Genomic DNA, 19,519 nt, shown 5'->3' on the forward strand with positions numbered 1-19,519 from the left:
CCCCCACACCTTGCGGCACATGGACCTGAACCATGCGCGTCTACCAATTCCGCCACGTGGGCACTGTTACTGCTGTTCCATTTGCGTTGTTCTGCAACAGAGGCCCGAATCTTAAAGGCCTCGGCGCCCTCGGTCAAGAGTCAATTGATGTTTCCATGAAAATATTTCCTGCGGCCACTCCATGCCAGCGCCATCAGCGCCGCCGCGCCGTACATGGCGGCCTGCGAGGGCTCCGCGATGGGCGCCAGGCCGTAGCCGATGGCGTCCATCGCCATGCGGTCGTTGGCGGTGATGAGCAGCAGTTCGCCCTGGGCGGCGGTGGGGTCCATCAAGCCCAGCATCATCAAGTCTTTCCAGTGGCTGGCCTGGCGGCCGTCGCCGAAGGTGGCGCCGGTGGAGAACTGCGCGCCCGGCGTGGCGCCGCCGTCGACGGAGAAGTATTTCTCGCGTGCGTCCGCCGTCCAGTCGATCACGCCGCTGGCGCTGCTCAGCGGCGAGTAGCGGAACAGGTCCAGTCCGGACACATAGGTGAATTCGTTGTCGTTGAAGGGGCCGTTGTTGGGCGGCGAGTTGAAGTCGAGTACGTCCACGCCGCTGATGAAGCCCAGTGCGTGCCCGATTTCGTGCGCCGCCATGCCGACGAAATCGTACTGAGTGGCGCCGATGCCGTTGCTGCTGTCGAAGTCGAAAGCCAGGTTGCTGTTGAACTGGATAAAGCCGTCGCAATTGCCTATGCAGCCGGGCAGCGATTGTTCCGTCACTCCCATGCCCAGCGCCTTGGCTTCGGCATTGGTGATGAAGACGGTGCGGTTGTTGTCGCTGCCGTTGTTGTCAACGTAGGGCAGGGCGCTGGCGGCGCCGTTCGGATTGTTGGCGGTGCGGTTGATGAGCACACCGAAGCTGCCGGACGGCAGGTGGGCGACGGCGGTGTTGTCCAGCGCCGAGCTGCGGTCGGCCTCGAGCGCGCTGCGGAAGCTGGCGTAGGAATGGAAATCCTGCGCGCTGGCGGCCTGGCCGAGTATGCCGCCGCCCAGTGCGCCGAAGCCGACCGTCAGGTTGACGGTGATGTTGTCGGTCAGCGTGGCGGACCAGCGCGCGCCGGCGGCGATAAAGCCCTGCTGGGCCTGCAGCGTGGTGCCGGGCGTGAACTGGAAGTTGAAAATGGGCGAGGGCTGCGCTGGCGCGGCGGCCAGCAGCAGCGCGCAGGCAAGCGCGGCGGCGATGGTTTTCATTGGGCACTCCCGGGTGTGGAATGCCAAAGCCCATGCAAGAAGCATGCAGCGTAGTGGAATCAGGCACTTGCGCGCGCCGCAGGGGCGGGCGGCGGCGGAGTGTCAGCAAGTCCGACATCGGAAAAATCGGACGCGGAAATGAAAAATGCCTCCCGAAGGAGGCATTTTTGCGGAATTCTGTGGTGCCCACGGAGGGACTCGAACCCCCACACCTTGCGGCACATGGACCTGAACCATGCGCGTCTACCAATTCCGCCACGTGGGCACTGATACTGCATAACAACTTCTGCTATTATAACGACTTGGAGAGTTTCGCGCCAGATGAACGTTTCCGTTCCATACTGCACATCAACTCGCCGTTTCCTCAGCGTTGCCGCTGCGGAAGACCAGAATTATAGAGGATTCTTTTGAGAAGTCAAATAGCCTGGAATAACTTTTTTCCGGGCGCGGAAGCGGTGCAGCAGGACTGCGGCGAATTCCCGCACAATAGGCAAACAGGCCGTCCTCCGGTACACTACGCCTTGTTCCATGTCAACGTGGCTGGTCAGGGCGGTACACGATTTTTTCTCCATCAATAATAAAACCATAGAAATACTTTTGAGCCAATCTACCCATATCATTCCGAGCCGTGAGGAAATTCTCGGCATCTTCCGCAGCGCCAAGGCGGCGCTCGATTTGCGCGCCCTCGCGCTGACCCTGGATGTGAAAGCCGAGTCCCACGCGGTATTGACCCGCCGTCTGAACGCCATGGAGCGCGACGGCCAGATCGTTTCCGACCACAAAGGCTTCTACGCCCTGGCCGACCACTCCGGCTTTGTGGCCGGGCGCGTGCAAAGCCACCGCGACGGTTTCGGCTTCGTGATCCCGGATGAACCGGGCCAGGACCTGTACCTGTCCGAACGCGAAATGCAAAAAGTGCTGAACGGCGACAAGGTGCTGGCCAAGATGGTCGGCCTGGACCGCCGCGGCCGCCCGGAAGGCACCATTGTGGAAGTGGTGCAGCGCGCCAACACCCACATCATCGGCCGCCTGCTGAAGGAAAACGGCGTGTGGCTGGTGGCGCCGGAAGACAAGCGCATTGCGCAGGACATCGTGGTGGAAGGCCCGGTGGGCAAAGCCAAGGTGGACCAGATCGTATCCATCGAACTGACCGAGCAGCCGGGCCGCTTCAAGCAGCCTGCCGGCCGCATCGTGGAAGTGCTGGGCGGCCTGGACGACCCGGGCATGGAAATCGAAATCGCCGTGCGCAAGTTCGGCGTGCCGCACATCTTCTCGGACGCCGCGCTGAAACAGGCAGCCAAGCTGCCGGACCACGTGCGCGAAGCCGACCTGGGCGACCGCGTGGACCTGCGCGACGTGCCGATGATCACCATCGACGGTGAAGACGCGCGCGACTTCGACGATGCCGTCTATTGCGAACCGGTGAAAGTGGGCCGCAGCAAGGCCTTCCGCCTGATCGTGGCGATTGCCGACGTGAGCCATTACGTGAAGCCGAACGACGCGCTGGACACCGACGCGCTGGAGCGCAGCACCTCGGTCTACTTCCCGCGCCGCGTGATTCCCATGCTGCCGGAGAAGCTGTCCAACGGCCTGTGCTCGCTGAACCCGGCGGTGGACCGCATGACGCTGGTGTGCGACGCCGTGATCACCGCCAAGGGCGAGATCACCGCTTACCAGTTCTACCCGGCCGTGATCCACTCGGCCGCGCGCATGACCTACAACGAAGTGGCCGCCATCCTGGGCAACACCAAGGGTCCGGAAGCGGCGCGCCGCCCCGGCATCGTGCCGCTGCTGCAGAACCTGTACGACGTCTATCACGCCCTGGTGCAAGCCCGCAACGTGCGCGGCGCGATCGACTTCGAGACCACCGAGACCTATATCGTCTGCAACGCGGCCGGCAAGATCGAAAAGATCATCCCGCGCACCCGCAACGACGCGCACAAGATCATCGAGGAATGCATGCTGGCGGCCAACGTCTGCGCTGCGGACCTGCTGCTGCGCCACAAGCATCCCGGCACCTACCGCATCCACGCCGGCCCGACCAAGGAAAAGCTCAAGCAGGTGCGCGACTTCCTGAAGCAGGTGGGCCTGAGCCTGGCCGGCGGCGACACGCCTGCGGCCGGCGACTACGCCGAACTGATGCGCAAGATCAAGGAGCGTCCGGACGCGTCCCTGCTGCAAACCATGCTGCTGCGCTCGATGCAGCAAGCGGTCTACAGCCCGGACAATATCGGCCACTTTGGCCTGGCTTACGAGGCTTACGCCCACTTCACCAGCCCGATCCGCCGCTATCCGGACTTGCTGACGCACCGCGCCATCAAGGCCATCCTGCTGGGCAAAAAGTACGACCCGAAAGTGGCCGACACCAGCGTGCTGAACACGGCCGTGTCGAACGCCACCCGCCGCCAGCAGGCCAAGGACAAGGCCGAGGGCAAGGCGCCCAAAGCCGCCGCCGACCTGACCGTGTGGGACGCGCTGGGCGTGCACTGCTCGGCCAACGAGCGCCGCGCCGACGAAGCCTCGCGCGACGTGGAATCCTGGCTGAAGTGCTACTTCATGCAGGACAAGCTGGGCGAGGAATTCACCGGCATGATCACCGGCGTGACCACCTTCGGCATCTTTGTGCAGCTGCAGGAACTGTTCGTCGAAGGCCTGGTGCACATCACCGACCTGGGCGCGGACTACTTCCAGTTCGACGAAGCGCGCCATGAGCTGAAAGGCGAACGTACCGGCAAGCGCTACCAGCTGACCGACAAGGTCAAAGTGCAAGTGGTGCGCGTGGACCTGGAAACCCGCAAGATCGACCTGCGCCTGGCGCAGTCCGAGCAGGCGGCGGTCGGCGTGCGTCCCGGCGCGGATGTGGACGCGGAGCCGGCCAGCGGCCGCAACCGCAAGCAGCCCACCAAGGCCGACACCCGCAGCAATGTGAAGCCTGGTCCGAAAGTCCAGTCCCGCACCCCGGCCGTCGACAAGCCGAAAGCGAAAGCCAAGCCCGCCTCCAGCGGCAAGCGCAGCAAATCCGCAGCACCGGCAGCCAAGCCCGCCGCCAAGAGCAAGAAGAAGCGCTAAGCATTAACCGCCGCCCCGGCTTGGCCCGGGCGGCATCACCAGAAGAAAAGCATGTCCAAGAATAAAATGATTTTCGGCTTCCACGCCGTCACCTCGCGCCTGCGCCATGAAGCCTCCTCCGTGGAGGAGATCTTCGTCGACGTGGGCCGCAACGACCGCCGCATGACCGACCTGGTGGCCAACGCCAAGTCGCTCGGCGTGCGCGTGATGCCCGTGGATTCCACCCGCCTCGACAAGATCGTCGGCACCCACCGCCACCAGGGCGTGATCGCCTTTGCGCAGCAGATTTCGCTGGCGCGCAACCTGGACGAGCTGCTGGACGCCATCGAAGGCCCGCCGCTGCTGCTGGTGCTGGACGGCATTACCGATCCGCACAATCTGGGCGCCTGCCTGCGCGTGGCCGACGGCGCCGGCGCGCACGCGGTCATCGTACCGAAGGACCGCGCGGTGGGCCTGAACGCCACCGCCGCCAAGGTGGCCTCCGGCGCGGCCGAGAACGTGCCTTACATCACCGTGACCAATCTGGCGCGCACCCTGCGCGACCTGAAGGACCGCGACATCTGGCTGATCGGCACCTCCGACGACGGCGAGAAAAACCTGTACCAGTCCGACTTCACCGGCCCGACCGCGCTGGTGATGGGTTCGGAAGGCGAGGGCATGCGCCGCCTGACCCGCGAGACCTGCGACATGCTGGTCAGCATCCCCATGTTCGGCACCGTCGAGAGCCTGAACGTATCGGTCGCCTCCGGCGTCTGCCTGTACGAAGCGCGCCGCCAGCGCCTGGTCAAAGAAGGCTGATTCCAGCCATCCGCCGGGGCGCCGCAGTGCCCCGGCAAAACCTCCCCCTGCCAAGCAATCCGCAACCGAATACGCTACCATGCGTAGATCGGTCTAATTCCTGTACCCCCATGTTCCGCAACCTGCGCCAAGACATCACCAGCATCATCGAACGCGACCCCGCCGCCCGCAACGGCTGGGAGGTGCTGACCTGTTACCCAGGCTTGCAGGCCATCGTCATGCACCGCTGGGCGCACTGGTGCTGGACGCACGGCTTGAAATGGCCGGGCCGCTTCATCTCCTACCTGGCGCGCATCGTCACCGGCATCGAGATCCACCCCGGCGCCCACATCGGCCGCCGCGTGTTCATCGACCACGGCTTTGGCGTGGTGATAGGCGAAACCGCAGTGGTGGGCGACGACTGCACCATCTACCAGGGCGTAACCCTGGGCGGCACCTCGCTGCACACCGGCAGCAAGCGCCATCCCACGCTGGAGCGCGGCGTCATCATTGGCGCCGGCGCCAAGGTGCTGGGCGCGTTCACGGTGGGCGAATACGCCAAGGTGGGCTCCAACGCGGTGCTGCTCAAGCCCGTGCCTGCGGGCGCCACGGCGGTGGGCAATCCCGCCCACATCATTGACAAGGAAGCGCTCAGCGTCAGCCCGTCCGCCAAGATGTTCTCGGCCTACGGCATCACCGCCAACGGCGACGACCCGCTCATCAAAGCGCTGCGCGCGCTGATCGACCAGGCCGCGGCGCAGGAGCAGCAGATCGAACGCATGGCCGCCACCATGAAGGCGGCGGGGCTGGATTGTCCATCCGTGCCCGAGTGCGACAAATTCAATTCCGCCCAGTTGAACCGGCTGGTGGACTGATCACCAGGCGGAGGCGGGCTTGCTGCCCGCCGGCCCCTGGAAACTCGCCGCCAAAAACTCCACGAACACCTTCACCTTGGGCGACAGCTTGTGCTTCTCCGGGTAGATGGCGTGGATGTCCGCCGGCGGCGTGGCGTAGTCCTCCAGCACGATCTGCAGCCGCCCCGAGCGGATGTATTTCGCAATATCCCATTCCGCCCGCAGCAGCAGGCCGTGGCCGTCCAGCGCCCAGTTGAGCGCCACCTCGCCGTCGTTGCTGCTCAGGGTGCCGCGCACCTTCACCGTTTCCGTCTGCCGCCCCTTGGTGAAGCGCCAGGTGCCGTAAGCCGCGTCGTTCTGCCGCAGCACGATGCAGTTGAAGCGCGCCAGATCGTTCGGCGCCTTGGGCACGCCATGCTGCTTCAGATAGGACGGCGCCGCGCACACCAGCCGCCGGTTGGCTGCGATTTTGGTCGCCACCACGCGCGCGTCCGGCACTTCGCCGAAGCGGATGCCGATATCGAATGACTCGTCGATGAGGCTGAGCGGATGGTCGCTCAGCTGCAGCTGCAGCTCCACGTCCGGATAGCGCTTCACGAAATTGGAGACGATGGGCGTGATATAGGTGCGCCCGAAGCCCAGCGGCGCATTCACCCGCAGCAGCCCCTTGGGCGCGGCGCGGTCCTGCGACAGCTGGCGCTCCAGCTCCTCCAGTTCGCCCAGGATGCGCACCGCGTTGGCGTAATACAGCTCGCCCGCATCGGTCACGCTGAGGCGGCGTGTGGTGCGGTTCAGCAGCAGCACGCCCAGTTCCTGCTCCAGTTTGGTCAGCCGCTTGCTCACCGAAGCGGGCGTGACCCCCAGCTCGCGCGCCGCGCCCGACAGGCTGCCTTCCTTGACGATCTGGACGAAAAACGCCAGTTCGGATGGATCGATCATCTTTAACTCCAGAGAACAAGTAGCATAACTTTACACGTATTTCATAACTTTTGTGCCGCACTACACTGTGTTCACGGTGCTGTTGCATCCCATACAAATCTTAAGGAGATATCCATGCGCATCCATAAAATTGCAGCCATTCCAGCCGATGGCATCGGCCCCGAAGTGATCGCAGCCGGCCTGGAAGTGCTGAACGCGCTCGCCAGCCACGACGGCGGCTTCAAGTTCGACATCGAGCATTTTCCCTGGAGCTCGGACTACTACCTGGAGCACGGCTACTACATCCCCGAAGGCGGCCTGGAACAGCTGAAAGCCTTCGACGCCATCTTCTTCGGCGCGGTGGGCAGCCAGCAGGTGCCGGACCACGTGTCGCTGTGGGGCTTGCGCCTGCCCATCGCGCAGGGCTTCGACCAGTACGCCAACGTGCGCCCGGCGCGCGTGCTGCCCGGCGTGCAAAGCCCGCTGAAAGGCGGCGAGGACATCGACTGGGTGATCGTGCGCGAGAACTCGGAAGGCGAATACGCGGGCAACGGCGGGCGCACGCATCGCGGCCTGCCGATTGAAACCGCGACCGAGACCGCCGTGTTCACCCGCGCCGGCGTGGAGCGCATCCACCGCTACGCCTTCGAGCTGGCGCAGAAGCGTCCGGCCAAGCACCTCACGCTGGTCACCAAGTCCAACGCGCAGCGTTTCGGCATGGTGATGTGGGACGAGATCTTCTACGAAGTGGCGGCCGGCTTCCCGGATGTGAAAGTGGACCGCGAATTGGTGGACGCCGTCACCACCCGCATGGTGCTCAAGCCCAAAACGCTGGACGTGATCGTGGCCACCAATCTGCATGCGGACATCCTGTCCGACCTGGCCGCCGCGCTGTCCGGCAGCCTGGGCATAGGTCCCACGGCCAACCTGAACCCGGAGCGCGTGTTCCCGTCCATGTTCGAGCCTATCCACGGCTCCGCCTTCGACATTACCGGCAAGGGCATCGCCAACCCCGTGGCCACGTTCTGGACCGCCGCCATGATGCTGGAGCACCTGGGCGAAGAGGGAGCCGCCAAGCGCCTGATGCAGGCCATTGAAGCCGTCACGGCGGACAAGGTCCACACGCCCGACCTGGGCGGCACCGCCACCACGGCCGACGTGACCCGCGCAGTGTGCGAATTCATCCGCGCCGGCAAATAAAGCAAGCCACCCGCGCGCCTAGGCGGCCACAGAGCCGCCGCGCGCTCACTCATATCGGAGACTGATCATGAAAAGAACCCGCAAGTTCCTGGGGACGCTATATGTGCAAGTCCTCATCGCCGTGGCCGCAGGCATCGTGCTCGGCGTGCTCGACCCCGAGATGGGCGCCAAGCTCAAACCATTGGGCGACGCCTTCATCAAACTGATCAAGATGGTGTTCGCGCCGGTGATCTTCGCCACCGTGGTGCTGGGCATCGCGAAGATGGAAAGCATGAAGGACCTGGGCCGCGTCGGCGGCCGCGCGCTGATTTACTTTGAGGTGATGTCCACCTTCGCGCTCGGCCTGGGCCTGCTGGCGGTGAACCTGGTGGGGCCGGGCGTGGGTATGAATATCGACCCGCACACGCTGGACACCAAGAGCATCTCCAGCTACACCGCGGCCGCCGCCAAACCCGCCTCCTTTATGGACTTCGTGCTGGGCATGATACCGGGCAGCGTGGTGGACGCCTTCGCCAAGAACGAGATCCTGCAGATTCTCGTGTTCTCCATCATGTTCGGCGTGGCGCTGGCGCACCTGGGCAGCCGCGCCAAGCCGGTGGTGAGCTTCCTGGAGTCCTTCTCGAACGCCATGTTCTACATCGTGGGCCTGGTGATGCGGGTGGCGCCGATTGCGGCCTTCGGCGCCATCTCCTTCACGGTGGGCAAATACGGCTTCTCGTCCATCGCCAAGCTGGCGCAGCTCATGGGCACCATGTATCTGACCTGCTTCCTGTTCGTGTTCGTGGTGCTGGGCGTGGTGGCGCGCATCTCCGGCTTCAGCCTGTGGAAGTTCCTCAAATACCTGCGGGCCGAGATCTTCACTGTGCTGGGCACCAGCTCGTCCGAATCCGTGGTGCCGCAGCTAATGCACAAGCTGGAGCAGGTGGGCTGCTCCAAGCCGGTGGTGGGCCTGGTGGTGCCGTCGGGGCTGACCTTCAATCCGGACGGGCAGTGCATCTACTACACCATGGCCGCCATCTTCATTGCGCAGGCCACCAATACCCATCTGTCGCTGATGGACCAGCTGCTGGTGCTGGGCGTGCTGATGCTGACCTCCAAAGGTTCGGCGGGCGTTACCGGTTCCGGTTTCATCACCCTGGCCGCCACGCTGGCCTCCATGGGCAAGATACCGGTGGAGGGCATGGTGCTGCTGCTGGGAGTGGACCGCTTCATGTCCGAAGCGCGCGCCATCACCAATACCATAGGCAACGCGGTCGGCACCATGGCGATTGCGCGCTGGGTCGGAGGCCTGGACCGGGCGCGGGCCGAAGCAGTGCTGAACGGCACGGCGGACATGGACGTCCTGTACGGCGAGCCGCTTGCCAGGGATGTTGAAGACGCGCCGCAGCCGGTGGTGCGCATGGCCATGGAAGGAGCGGTGCGCCATGGCTAAGCTGATCGAAGCAGCGCACGGAGAGGCAGGCGCCGCTGCCGCCGCCGGTTGGGAACGCCGCCTGCTGCGCGACATGTTCGACGCCGCCATCGCCGCCGCGCAGCCGGCACTGTGCATCCCGCCGCATCTGCCGCCGCCGCCGAAGGGCCGCACCATCGTCATCGGCGCGGGCAAGGCCAGCGCGGCGATGGCGCAGGCGGTCGAGTGCAACTGGCCCGGACAACTGGAGGGGCTGGTCGTCACCCGCTACGGCTACGCTGTGCCGTGCGAGCGCATCGAGATCGCCGAAGCCGCGCACCCGGTGCCGGACGAAGCAGGCCACCGCGCCGCGCAGCGCATGCTGGACCTCGTGCGGGGCCTGGGCCCGGACGACCTGGTGATCTGCCTGGTCTCCGGCGGCGGCTCCGCGCTGCTGCCGTTGCCCGCGCCCGGCATCACCATGGCGGAGAAGCAGGCCGTCAACCAGGCCTTGCTGGCCAGCGGCGCCACCATCTCCGAGATGAATTGCGTGCGCCGCCACATCTCGGCCATCAAGGGCGGCAGGCTGGCCGCAGCCTGCGCGCCGGCCCGGGTGGTGACGCTGCTGATTTCCGACGTGCCGGGAGACGACCCCATCGACATCGCCTCCGGCCCCACCGCGCCGGACCCCAGCACCTGCGCGGACGCGCTGGCCATCTTGTCGCGCTACCGCATCGCCGCCCCGGACAGCGTGCTGGCGCTGCTGCGCAGCGGCGAAGGCGAAACCGTCAAACCCGGCGACGCGCGCCTGGCCGCGTCCGAACTGCGCATGGCCGTCACGCCGCGCATGGCGCTGGAAGCCAGCGCCCGCGTGGCGCGCGGCGCGGGCATCCGCACCTACATCCTCGGCGACAGCCTGGAAGGCGAAGCGCGCGACGTCGGCAAGGCCATGGCGGGCATGGCGCGCTACGCAGCGCGGTACGGCGAGCCGTTCGAAAAGCCCTGCGTCCTGCTCTCCGGCGGCGAGACCACGGTCACGCTGCGCGGCCAGGGCCGGGGCGGTCGCAATGTTGAATTCCTGCTGGCGCTGGCCGTGGCGCTGGAAGGGCAGGAGGGCGTGTACGCGCTGGCGGGCGACACCGACGGCGTGGACGGCGTGGAAGAAATCGCCGGCGCCATCCTCACGCCGGACACGCTGTCGCGCGCGGCCGCGCAAGGCCTGCGGCCCCGGCTCAGCCTCGACAACAACGACGGCCACGGCTTTTTCCAGGCCCTGGGCGACTCCGTCGTGACCGGCCCCACGCTCACCAACGTCAACGACTTCCGCGCCATCCTTATTACCTGAAGGTAGATTATGGTAAATTCGGCTATGTAACTTGTCGAATGAAGGAATATGCATGACTAACGAAGCGGACAACGCCAACCTGCTGGACCCATTCGAGACCCGCGTGCTCGCCGTCCTGGCGGAAAAAGAAGCCCTCACGCCCGACAACTACCCGATGTCGCTGAACGCCATCACCAACGGCTGCAACCAGCTCTCCAGCCGCGACCCGGTGATGTCGATTTCGGAGGAAACCGTGGCCGACGTGCTGCAGCGGCTCATGCAGCGCAAGTTCGTCAACGGCATCACGCAGGCCGGCGCGCGCGTGACCAAGTACGAGCACCGCATGCGCATCAAATGGTCGCTGGAGCAGGACAAGGTGGCCGTGCTGACGGTGCTGATGCTGCGCGGCCTGCAGACCGCAGGCGAAATCCGCACCCGCACCGGCCGCCTGCACGACTTCAAGTCCGTGGCCGACGTGGAGCTGGCACTGCAATTCCTGATCGACAAATACCCGCCGCTGGCGGCCAAGCTGCCTTTGGCGCCGGGCACCAAGGAGCCGCGCTACGGCCACCTGCTGCAAGGCGAAGAAGCGCTGGCGCGCGAAGAAACCGCCGCCAGCTACGGCGGCAGCACCAGCACCCCGGCCCAGGGCAGCCGCGTCGCCCAGCTCGAAGCCGAAGTCGCCCAACTGCGCCAGGACTTCACCGACCTGGCCGCCCAGTTCGAGCAGTTCAAGAAACAGTTCGAATAGTTTGCTGGCGATTCAGGCTATTGGCGAAGGATCCGGATCTCGTGCTGGGCTGGATTTCCCCCCTTGCCGGCGATCTCCGCCGATAACACGTCATCAAATTCTATTGGGATGGCGAATGGCCGTCCCGCGTGTCGGAAAACTTTACACAAGAAAATAAAAAATTCCCAAGAAAAACTTATGTTGTTGATTGTAAAGTTATTTTTTTGACGGGTTCGATGTGGCATAGATCGTGCTTATGGTGCGTGGGAAGAACACTCATTGCATCGGGGGAAATATGTAAGGGCTTGCCGAGGGGCTCAGCCCGAATTTATCTCCCCAGCGCTATCAGACTTCGTGTCACCGATCGTACTCAACAAAAGGTTTATTGATGAAAATTAGCAATTCTCTTTCCAGTGTCGTTCCAAAGCTCGCGCTCTCGGCGGTTCTGACATTCGCATTCAGCACCGCATATGCAGGTGTGATCCCGTTTGGAACTGCAGCGGACCTGAGCCAATTCAGCCTCAACGGCGGTGCGTCAACCGGATTCATATTCGGCGCGAGTGCTGGGGTCGGCGGAGGCGGTGGTATCACCTCGACAAGCAGCAGCTATTCCAGCGCTGCAGCGATCTACATGACCGGGTCTGAAAACAAGGTAGGCAGCAGCTTCTTTGTCTCGCTGGATTACAAGATGGCATTGCAGGGCAGCGGCCCCGACATCCGCCTTGGTTTCACCACCGCGACCAACGGCAATTTTGGCGGCAGCAATGATATTTGGATTGAAACCTATGGCTCTTCGACATCGAAGTCTTTCACGAGGAACGGCTTTACATCGGGGAGCTTTTCGAACGTGACCATGACCCCTGGCAATTGGTTCCGGGAGACGTTCAGTTTGACTGAGACGGCCCAGAACAGCTATACGGGGGTGGCGAGCGTGTATGATCTGGGTCTCACCGGGCTCGTTGCGCCGACGCTTCTCACTTCCCAGTCCTTCTCGTTTACTTCGTCGGCGATGGCGAGTGCTGCGAAGTTGTATCCAGGTTTCTTCCTGTATTCGTCGACAACCGCCGCTGACAACTTCCAAGCGTCAGCCATCCCGGCTAGCACCGTCCCGGAGCCCGGCACATTAGCTCTCACCGTTCCGCTCCTCGTTGGCATCGGTCTGATCCGTCGGCGCCGGCGTGCGTAAGGCAAGCAACTAACTCACGCACCCGCCGGCCGCAGGACATTCGCCCATGGGCGCCGAGCGGGGTGAACGCTTGACTTCGAGTGCACTCCAACTTCTACCATGGCCTCATGATAGCTTCACTCACGATACAACAGACGGCCGAGGCGTCCGGGCTGAGCGTCCATACGCTGCGCTACTACGAGCGGATAGGCTTGATCAAGCCGATTCCGCGCCGTAGCAATGGCCACCGGCTTTACCGGACCGAGGATCTCAACTGGATAGCTTTCCTGTTGCGGCTGCGCGCCACCGGCATGTCGATCGAAGAGATGCAGCGTTATGCGCAATTGCGGGAGCAGGGCGAGCTGCTGTCCAGCGTGGCCGAACGCAAAGCCATGCTGGCCCGGCACACCGCCGCCGTCGAGGAAGAGGTGAGGGCGATGCAGGAAACGCTGGCCTATCTGCACCAGAAAATTGCGCTGTACTCCACTTTGGAATCCGAACTGCAATCAAAGGAGAAACAGCATGGAAAGCACGCGATATGAACGGGGATTGGCGCGCCTGCGCGAAGTAGACGGCAGCGCCGGCGACAAGGTGATTGAGTCGCTGGCGGACATCAGTCCGGACCTGGGCAAATACATCATCGAATTCGGCTTCGGCGACATCTATTCCCGCCCCGGCCTGACGCTGCAGCAGCGCGAACTGGCCACCGTCGCCGCGCTCACCGCGCTGGGCACGGCGCAGCCGCAGCTCAAGGTGCATATCGCCGCTGCGCTGAATGTCGGCCTTTCCCGCACCGAAATCATCGAGACCATGCTGCAAATGAGCCTCTATGCAGGCTTCCCCGCCGCATTGAACGGCGTGTTCGCGGCCAAGGAAGTCTTTGCAGTGCACGAAATGTAGCGGCTAGCCGCTGGATGCTGCCGTGACCGAAGTCTTGCAGTTGCTGCATTCCGTGGTACTGACTCCCAGAATCCGATTTGCTCTATGTCAAGGTGCGCTTTCCAGCCCGTGATATACACTGCTTATGTCACGGCGAGGAGGGCGGATTATGAAGCAACTTGTTGTTGAGCTGTCCGAGGAGAATGCTGGCTGGTTGCAGGCCATAGCGTCTGCCGGGCAGAAAGCGCCCGATGAAGTGGTTCAGCAAGCCTTGGCAATGGGGTTGAGTTTACTCAGGGCGCGCATGAGGCCGGTAGATCCGGAAGCATCAAAAGCAGCCCTCGCGGCAGGTTTTGGTATATGGAAAAACTATCCCGAGACACCTGCCGATGGGCTTGCATATCAGCTCGAGGTACGCCCTGAATGGCCTTAGTTCTGGTCGACACCAACATGTTGCTTGCAGGCTTGCCAGCCGAGATGGCTGAGGCAATGAAGGCTACTTTAAGCCAGTTCGTGATAGTTGACTGCGGGATGGGGCCAGTAGCAGATCAATCGGTTTCCATACGCCGTGCCAGCCTTATCGCCGGGCAGAAAAAATTGCGCCTGCCGGACGCAATCATTCTGGCCACGGCCATTGTGCATTCCGGAGTTCTTCTCACCCGTAACACGAAGGATTTCAAACCCGGGCCGCATGTAGTGGTGCCATACAGTTTGTAAACGTAAGGCCGGGTGAGTTAAAGCCCGGCCTTAATATTTCAAGCTTCCGCCTGCTCGCGCACCGCGTCCACTGCGTCCAGGATCGCTTCACTGGTGGCGGGGGCGCGCAGCGGCGGGTTGACGCGGTAGTCGCCCACCGATGCCACCGCGTCGCGGATCGCCAGGAATACGGAGAAGGGCAGCAGCAGCGGCGGCTCGCCCACCGCCTTGGAGCGATGGATGCTGTCGAAGGCGTTGCGGTTCTTGAACAGCTGCACGTCGAAGTCTTCCGGGCAGTCGGACACGCCCGGAATCTTGTAGGTCGACGGCGCATGCGTCATCAGCTTGCCCGCCTTGTTCCACCACAGTTCTTCCGTCGTCAGCCAGCCCATGCCCTGGACGAAGGCGCCTTCCACCTGGCCCACGTCGATGGCCGGGTTCAGCGAATTGCCAGCGTCGTACAGCGCGTTCACCTTCAGCAGTTTCCATTCGCCGGTCAGCGTGTCGACCACCACTTCCGATACCGAAGCGCCGTAAGCGTAGTAGCCGAATGGATTGCCGGTCATGGACTCGCGGTCCCAGCTCAGGCCCGGCGTGGCGTAGAAGCCGTCGGACCACAGCTGCACGCGCGCCAGGTAGGCTTTCTGCACCAAGTCCGGGAAGCTCAGCGTGGCGCCGCCCGCATACACCACGCCATTGGCGAACACCACGGCGGCAGGCTCGCAGCCATAAGTCTTGGCGGCGAACTCGCGCAAGCGGCGGTTCAGCGTGGCGGCGGCGTCCTGCGCGGCCTTGCCGTTCAAATCCGCGCCGGTGGACGCGGCCGTGGCCGAGGTGTTGGCGACCTTGCTGGTGTCGGTAGCGCTGGCGCGCACGCCGGCCAGCGGTATGCCCAGTTCATGCGCCACCACCTGGCATACCTTGGTGTTGATGCCCTGGCCCATTTCGGTGCCGCCGTGGTTCACCAGCACAGAGCCGTCGGTGTAGATGTGCACCAGCGCGCCGGCCTGGTTGAAGTGGGTGACGTTGAAGGCGATGCCGAACTTCACCGGCGTGAGCGCCAGGCCTTTTTTCAGCACCGGGCTGCCGGCGTTGAACGCGCGGACCGCTTCGCGGCGCGCGCGGTAGGCGCTGTCGCTTTCCAGCTGGGCCACCAGCTCGTGGATCACATTGTCGACCACCTTCTGGCCGTACTGCGTGTAGTTGCGGCCTTCCTCGTCGTTGCGGCCGTAGAAGTTGATCTTGCGGACGTCCAGCGCATCCTTGCCCAGGTTGCGCGCGATCTCGTCGACGATGTATTCGATGGCGATGGCGCCCTGCGGTCCGCCGAAGCCGCGGAAGGCCGTGTTGGACTGCGTGTTGGTCTTGCCCGCCATGGCGCGGATGTCCACGTCCGACAGGTAGTAGGTATTGTCGAAGTGGCAGATGGCGCGCGTGGCCACAGGCGCCGACAGGTCGGCCGAGAAGCCGGCCCGCGACACCATCTCCACCTTGGCTGCGGTGATCAGGCCATTGTCGTCATAGCCCATCTCGTATTCGTAGTAGAAGCAGTGGCGCTTGCCGGTCACCATCATGTCATCGTCGCGGTCGGCGCGCAGCTTGACCGGGCGTTTCAGGCGCGAGGCGCAGACGGCGGCGCAGGCGGCCCACAGCGCCGACTGCGACTCCTTGCCGCCGAACGCACCGCCCATGCGGCGGCACTCGATCACCACCGCGTGCGACGCAATGTGCAGCGCATGCGCCACCACGTGCTGCATCTCGGTGGGGTGCTGGGTGGAGCAGTAGACGTGCATGCCGCCCGCTTCTTTCGGGAGCGCATAGGAGATCTGCCCTTCCAGGTAGAACTGCTCCTGGCCGCCCACGTGCAGCTTGCCCTTCAGGATGTGTTTGGAGCGTTCGAAAGCGGCCTTGGCGTCGCCGCGCGTCAGGCGCATGGGCGGCACCACGAAGGACTCCGCGTCGCGCGCCGCTTCCGGCGTCAGGATGGCCGGCAGCTCCTCGTACTGGATGTCGGCCTTGCGCGCGGCGTGGCGCGCCTGGTCGTGGGTCTCCGCCACCACGATGAAAATTGGCTGGCCCACGTATTCAACCTTTTCCTCTGCCAGGATCGGATCGTCGTGGATGATCGGGCCGCAGTCATTGGTGCCGGGGATGTCCTTGTAAGTGTAGACGGCCACCACGCCCGGCATGGCTTTCACCGGCTCCAGGTTGACGGACAAGATGCGCGCGTGCGCTTTGGGCGACAGGCCCAGCGCGGCGTGCAGCGTGCCTTGCGCTTCGGGGATGTCGTCGGTGTAGGTGGCCTCGCCCAGCACGTGCAGGATGGCCGATTCGTGCGGGTGGTTCTGGCCGACTTCGGCCCAGCCCTGGGCTGCGCCTATCGTCATGAACGCTTCGGACTTGCTGTTCATGCGGCGGTCCTTTCCTTGTATGCAAACGCGTTGATCGAGGTGGCTGGCAGCGCGTCTTCGGCGCGCGATTCGAGCCAGAAGCGGCGCAGCAGGTTCTGCGCTGTCTTCATGCGGTAGCTGGCGGTGGCGCGCATGTCGGTCAGCGGCGTGTAGTCCTGCGCCAGCGCGGCCATGCCTGCCTTCAGCGTGTCCTCGTTCCACGGCTTGCCGTTGATGGCCGCTTCCGCCAGCGGCGCGCGCCGGGAGGTGGCCGCCATGCCGCCGTAGGCGATGTGCGCGTTGCGCACCACGCCGTCCTCCAGCGTGATGCAGTAGGCGGCTGCGACGGCGGAAATATCCTGGTCGTAGCGCTTGGCCAGCTTGTAGGTGCGGAACTGCTGTTTGGGCTGCGGCAGCGGCACGCGCACCGCTTCCACGAACTCGCCCGGCTGCCAGTTCTTCTTCATGTAGTCCAGGTAGAAGTCCTGCAGCAGCATGCTGCGGCGGCCTTGCGAGCCGTTCAGCACGATCTCGGCGCCCAGCACGATCAGCCAGGGCGCGGAGTCGCCGATGGGCGAGCCGTTGGCCACGCTGCCGCCCAGCGTGCCGGTACTGCGGATGGGCTGCGAGGCAAAGCGCTGCCACAGTTCATGCAGCGAGGCGTTCTGGTACAAGTCGCCCACGGAACGGTAGGCGTCGTCCAGCGACACGGCCGCGCCGATTTCCAGCATGCCGTCCACCATGCCCAGCTGGTGCAGCTCCTGTACCTGGCGCACGTAGATCACGTCGCCCAGGTTGCGCATCTGTTTGGTCACCCACAGGCCCACGTCGGTGGAGCCGGCCAGGATGGTGGCGGCGGGCTTGGCGGCGCGCAGTTCGGCCAGTTCGGCCAGGGTGCGCGGCGCGTGGAAAGTCTGGCCGTCGTGGGTGTAGCTGAACATGGCGTTGCGTTGCAGGCCGCGCAGGGTGGCCGTCAAAGCCTCCCGGTCAAATTGCACGGCAGGCAGTTCGCCCATGCGGTGCGCGGCGTCGATGATGGGGCGGTAGCCCGTGCAGCGGCACAGGTTGCCGGACAGGGTCTCGTCGATTTGTTTTCGGCACAGGGGTTCGGGCTGCGTTTCCTGTTTCAGGTACAAGCTCCACAAGGACATGGCGAAGCCCGGCGTGCAGAAGCCGCATTGCGAACCGTGGCATTCGACCAGCGCTTCCTGCACCGGGTGCAGGCCGCCGTCCTTCTGCTTCAGGTCCTCCACCGAGAACACGGCCTTGCCGTCCAGCGTGGGCAGGAACTGGATGCACGAGTTCACGTTGCGCATTTCCAGTTCGCCGTTCACCAGCGAGCCGATGACGACGGTGCAGGCGCCGCAATCGCCTTCGGCGCAGCCTTCCTTGGTGCCCGTGCAGTGCTGGTCCTCGCGCAAATGCTGGAGCAGCGTGCGGGTGGGCGATGCCGATGCGACTTCCTGCACGCGCCCCTGGTAGTAAAAACGAATCGGGTGAGACATGGTGCTACTCCTTCAACCTGCGATATAGATAGTCTTGAACAGGAACACGCCTGCGATGCCCCAGATCATGCCGCTCACTTCCTTGTGCTTGCCAGTCAGCAGTTTCAGCGCGGCGTAGCTGATGAAGCCCAGCGCCAGGCCGTTGGCGATGGAGTAGGTGAACGGCATCACCAGCGCGGTGATCACGGCGGGAATGCTCTCCGTGGTTTCGCTCCAGTTGATCTCGGCCAGTTCGCGCAGCATCAGGCAGGCGACGAAGAACAGGGCGGGGGCGGTGGCGTATTGCGGCACCACGCCGGCCAGCGGCGCAATGAACAGCGCCAGCAGGAACAGCACGGCCACGGTGACGGCGGTGAGGCCGGTGCGGCCGCCCGCCTGCACGCCGGCGGCGCTTTCGATAAAGGCGGTGGTGCTCGAGGTGCCCATCACGGAACCGGCGATGATGGCGCCGGAGTCGGCCAGCAGGGCCTTGTTCATTGCGGGCGGCAGTTTGCCGTCCTTCATCAGGCCGGCGCGCTGCGCCACGCCCATCAGGGTGCCGGTGGCGTCGAACAGTTCAACCAGGAAGAACACCAGCACCACATTGAGCAGGCCGTGCGAGATGGCGCCCATGATGTCCAGCTTGAACAAGGTGGGTTCGATCGACGGCGGCGCGGATATCACGCCGTGGAACTGGTTCCCGGCAAAGAAGAAGCTCAGCACCGTCACGCTCATGATGCCGATCAGCAGGGCTCCGGTGACTTTCAGGCGGTCCAGCGCGACGATGATGAGGAAGCCGACGATGGCCAGGATGGGCGCTGGTTCGTGCAGATTGCCCATGGTGACGAAGGTGGCCGGGCTGGAGACGACGATGCCGGAATTCTTCAGCGAGATCAGCGCCAGGAACAGGCCCACGCCGGCCGGAATGGCGGTGCGCAGCGATGCGGGGATGGCGTTCATGATCTTCTCGCGCACGCGCAGCAGGCTCACCACCAGGAAGCAGCAGCCCGAAATGAACACCGCGCCCAGCGCCGCCTCCCACGGGAAGCCCATGCCTTTCACAACGCCGTAGGCGAAGTAGGCGTTCAAGCCCATGCCCGGCGCCAGGCCGATAGGGAAGTTGGCGTACAGGCCCATGATGAGCGTGCCCACCGCCGCCGCCACGCAGGTCGCCACAAAGACCGAATCCTTGGGCATGCCGGCGTCGCCGAGGATGGAAGGGTTGACGAAGATGATGTAGGCCATCGTCAGGAAGGTGGTGAGGCCGGCCAGCACCTCGGTGCGAACGTTGCTGCCGTTCTCACTCAGCTTGAAGTAGTTATCCAGGAAGTTCATGATGTTTGTCTCGGGTTTAGTTTTTATACGCCAGACGTGGCACAGACGTGGCATTTTGATATTAGTGCGGCGCGCG

General features: G+C 64.0%; 17 protein-coding genes and 1 tRNA gene. 12 read left to right on the top strand and 6 right to left on the bottom strand.

The window, feature by feature from the left end; translation table 11 throughout:
- Positions 1-140 precede the first annotated feature (140 nt).
- Together AC07S4_RS26325 and AC07S4_RS26330 are read right to left on the bottom strand one after the other, a co-directional pair.
- Positions 141-1,232 (bottom strand): NF038122 family metalloprotease, encoded by a 1,092-nt coding sequence (locus AC07S4_RS26325; RefSeq protein WP_494989426.1) that lies wholly within the window; start codon positions 1,230-1,232, stop codon positions 141-143.
- A 180-nt stretch (positions 1,233-1,412) separates the two neighbouring features.
- Positions 1,413-1,497 (bottom strand) — tRNA-Leu (locus AC07S4_RS26330).
- Positions 1,498-1,829: 332 nt separating this feature from the next.
- Here AC07S4_RS26330 and rnr point away from each other — a divergent pair.
- From rnr to cysE, 3 genes are all read left to right on the top strand, one after another.
- The gene (rnr, locus tag AC07S4_RS26335) at positions 1,830-4,301 is read left to right on the top strand and encodes a ribonuclease R (protein ID WP_494989427.1); all 2,472 of its coding nucleotides are present in this window, start codon (positions 1,830-1,832) and stop codon (positions 4,299-4,301) included.
- A 51-nt stretch (positions 4,302-4,352) separates the two neighbouring features.
- Positions 4,353-5,099 carry a 23S rRNA (guanosine(2251)-2'-O)-methyltransferase RlmB gene (gene rlmB, locus AC07S4_RS26340; RefSeq protein ID WP_057155534.1) on the top strand — a complete coding sequence of 249 codons (747 nt, stop codon included), beginning with the start codon at positions 4,353-4,355 and terminating at the stop codon, positions 5,097-5,099.
- A 110-nt stretch (positions 5,100-5,209) separates the two neighbouring features.
- Positions 5,210-5,953 (top strand): serine O-acetyltransferase, encoded by a 744-nt coding sequence (gene cysE / locus AC07S4_RS26345; protein WP_494989428.1) that lies wholly within the window; start codon positions 5,210-5,212, stop codon positions 5,951-5,953.
- Here the strand turns inward: cysE and AC07S4_RS26350 are convergent, their stop codons facing one another.
- Entirely contained in the window at positions 5,954-6,871 is a 918-nt protein-coding gene (locus tag AC07S4_RS26350; RefSeq protein WP_494989429.1) for a LysR family transcriptional regulator, read from the bottom strand.
- A 114-nt stretch (positions 6,872-6,985) separates the two neighbouring features.
- Between AC07S4_RS26350 and AC07S4_RS26355 the strand changes: the two genes are divergently transcribed.
- The 9 genes from AC07S4_RS26355 to AC07S4_RS26395 all read left to right on the top strand — a co-directional run bounded on the left by AC07S4_RS26355 (position 6,986) and on the right by AC07S4_RS26395 (position 14,255).
- A complete protein-coding gene (locus AC07S4_RS26355) occupies positions 6,986-8,050 on the top strand; it encodes a tartrate dehydrogenase (RefSeq protein ID WP_494989430.1) in 1,065 nt (354 codons plus the stop codon).
- A gap of 67 nt (positions 8,051-8,117) precedes the next feature.
- Positions 8,118-9,482 (top strand): dicarboxylate/amino acid:cation symporter, encoded by a 1,365-nt coding sequence (locus tag AC07S4_RS26360; protein WP_494989431.1) that lies wholly within the window; start codon positions 8,118-8,120, stop codon positions 9,480-9,482.
- A 73-nt stretch (positions 9,483-9,555) separates the two neighbouring features.
- A complete protein-coding gene (locus AC07S4_RS26365) occupies positions 9,556-10,785 on the top strand; it encodes a glycerate kinase type-2 family protein (protein WP_494989610.1) in 1,230 nt (409 codons plus the stop codon).
- Between the two features lie 52 nt (positions 10,786-10,837).
- Entirely contained in the window at positions 10,838-11,515 is a 678-nt protein-coding gene (locus tag AC07S4_RS26370; RefSeq protein WP_161072137.1) for a YceH family protein, read from the top strand.
- 367 nt (positions 11,516-11,882) lie between these two features.
- On the top strand, positions 11,883-12,680 hold the full coding sequence (locus AC07S4_RS26375; RefSeq protein WP_494989432.1) for a PEP-CTERM sorting domain-containing protein: 798 nt from the start codon (positions 11,883-11,885) through the stop codon (positions 12,678-12,680).
- 80 nt (positions 12,681-12,760) lie between these two features.
- Positions 12,761-13,201, top strand: a complete 441-nt coding sequence (locus AC07S4_RS26380) for a MerR family transcriptional regulator (protein ID WP_494989433.1) — start codon at positions 12,761-12,763, stop codon at positions 13,199-13,201.
- A complete protein-coding gene (locus AC07S4_RS26385; RefSeq protein WP_494989434.1) occupies positions 13,182-13,559 on the top strand; it encodes a carboxymuconolactone decarboxylase family protein in 378 nt (125 codons plus the stop codon). The genes AC07S4_RS26380 and AC07S4_RS26385 overlap by 20 nt, the downstream gene beginning before the upstream one ends.
- A 148-nt stretch (positions 13,560-13,707) precedes the next feature.
- A complete protein-coding gene (locus AC07S4_RS26390; protein ID WP_494989435.1) occupies positions 13,708-13,971 on the top strand; it encodes a hypothetical protein in 264 nt (87 codons plus the stop codon).
- Positions 13,962-14,255: a PIN domain-containing protein gene (locus AC07S4_RS26395; RefSeq protein WP_494989436.1), complete on the top strand. Its 294-nt coding sequence runs from the start codon at positions 13,962-13,964 to the stop codon at positions 14,253-14,255. Before AC07S4_RS26390 ends, AC07S4_RS26395 begins: the two co-directional genes overlap by 10 nt.
- A gap of 38 nt (positions 14,256-14,293) precedes the next feature.
- Here the strand turns inward: AC07S4_RS26395 and xdhB are convergent, their stop codons facing one another.
- The 3 genes from xdhB to AC07S4_RS26410 are packed head-to-tail and all read right to left on the bottom strand — an operon-like array spanning position 14,294 to position 19,443.
- The gene (gene xdhB, locus AC07S4_RS26400) at positions 14,294-16,645 is read right to left on the bottom strand and encodes a xanthine dehydrogenase molybdopterin binding subunit (RefSeq protein ID WP_494989437.1); all 2,352 of its coding nucleotides are present in this window, start codon (positions 16,643-16,645) and stop codon (positions 14,294-14,296) included.
- Entirely contained in the window at positions 16,642-18,129 is a 1,488-nt protein-coding gene (gene xdhA, locus AC07S4_RS26405) for a xanthine dehydrogenase small subunit (protein ID WP_494989438.1), read from the bottom strand. Before xdhA ends, xdhB begins: the two co-directional genes overlap by 4 nt.
- Before the next feature lie 12 nt (positions 18,130-18,141).
- The gene (locus AC07S4_RS26410) at positions 18,142-19,443 is read right to left on the bottom strand and encodes an NCS2 family permease (RefSeq protein ID WP_494989439.1); all 1,302 of its coding nucleotides are present in this window, start codon (positions 19,441-19,443) and stop codon (positions 18,142-18,144) included.
- Between the last annotated feature and the right edge of the window lie 76 nt (positions 19,444-19,519).

Source organism: Pseudoduganella sp. GW821-FHT05F09, assembly GCF_059419605.1.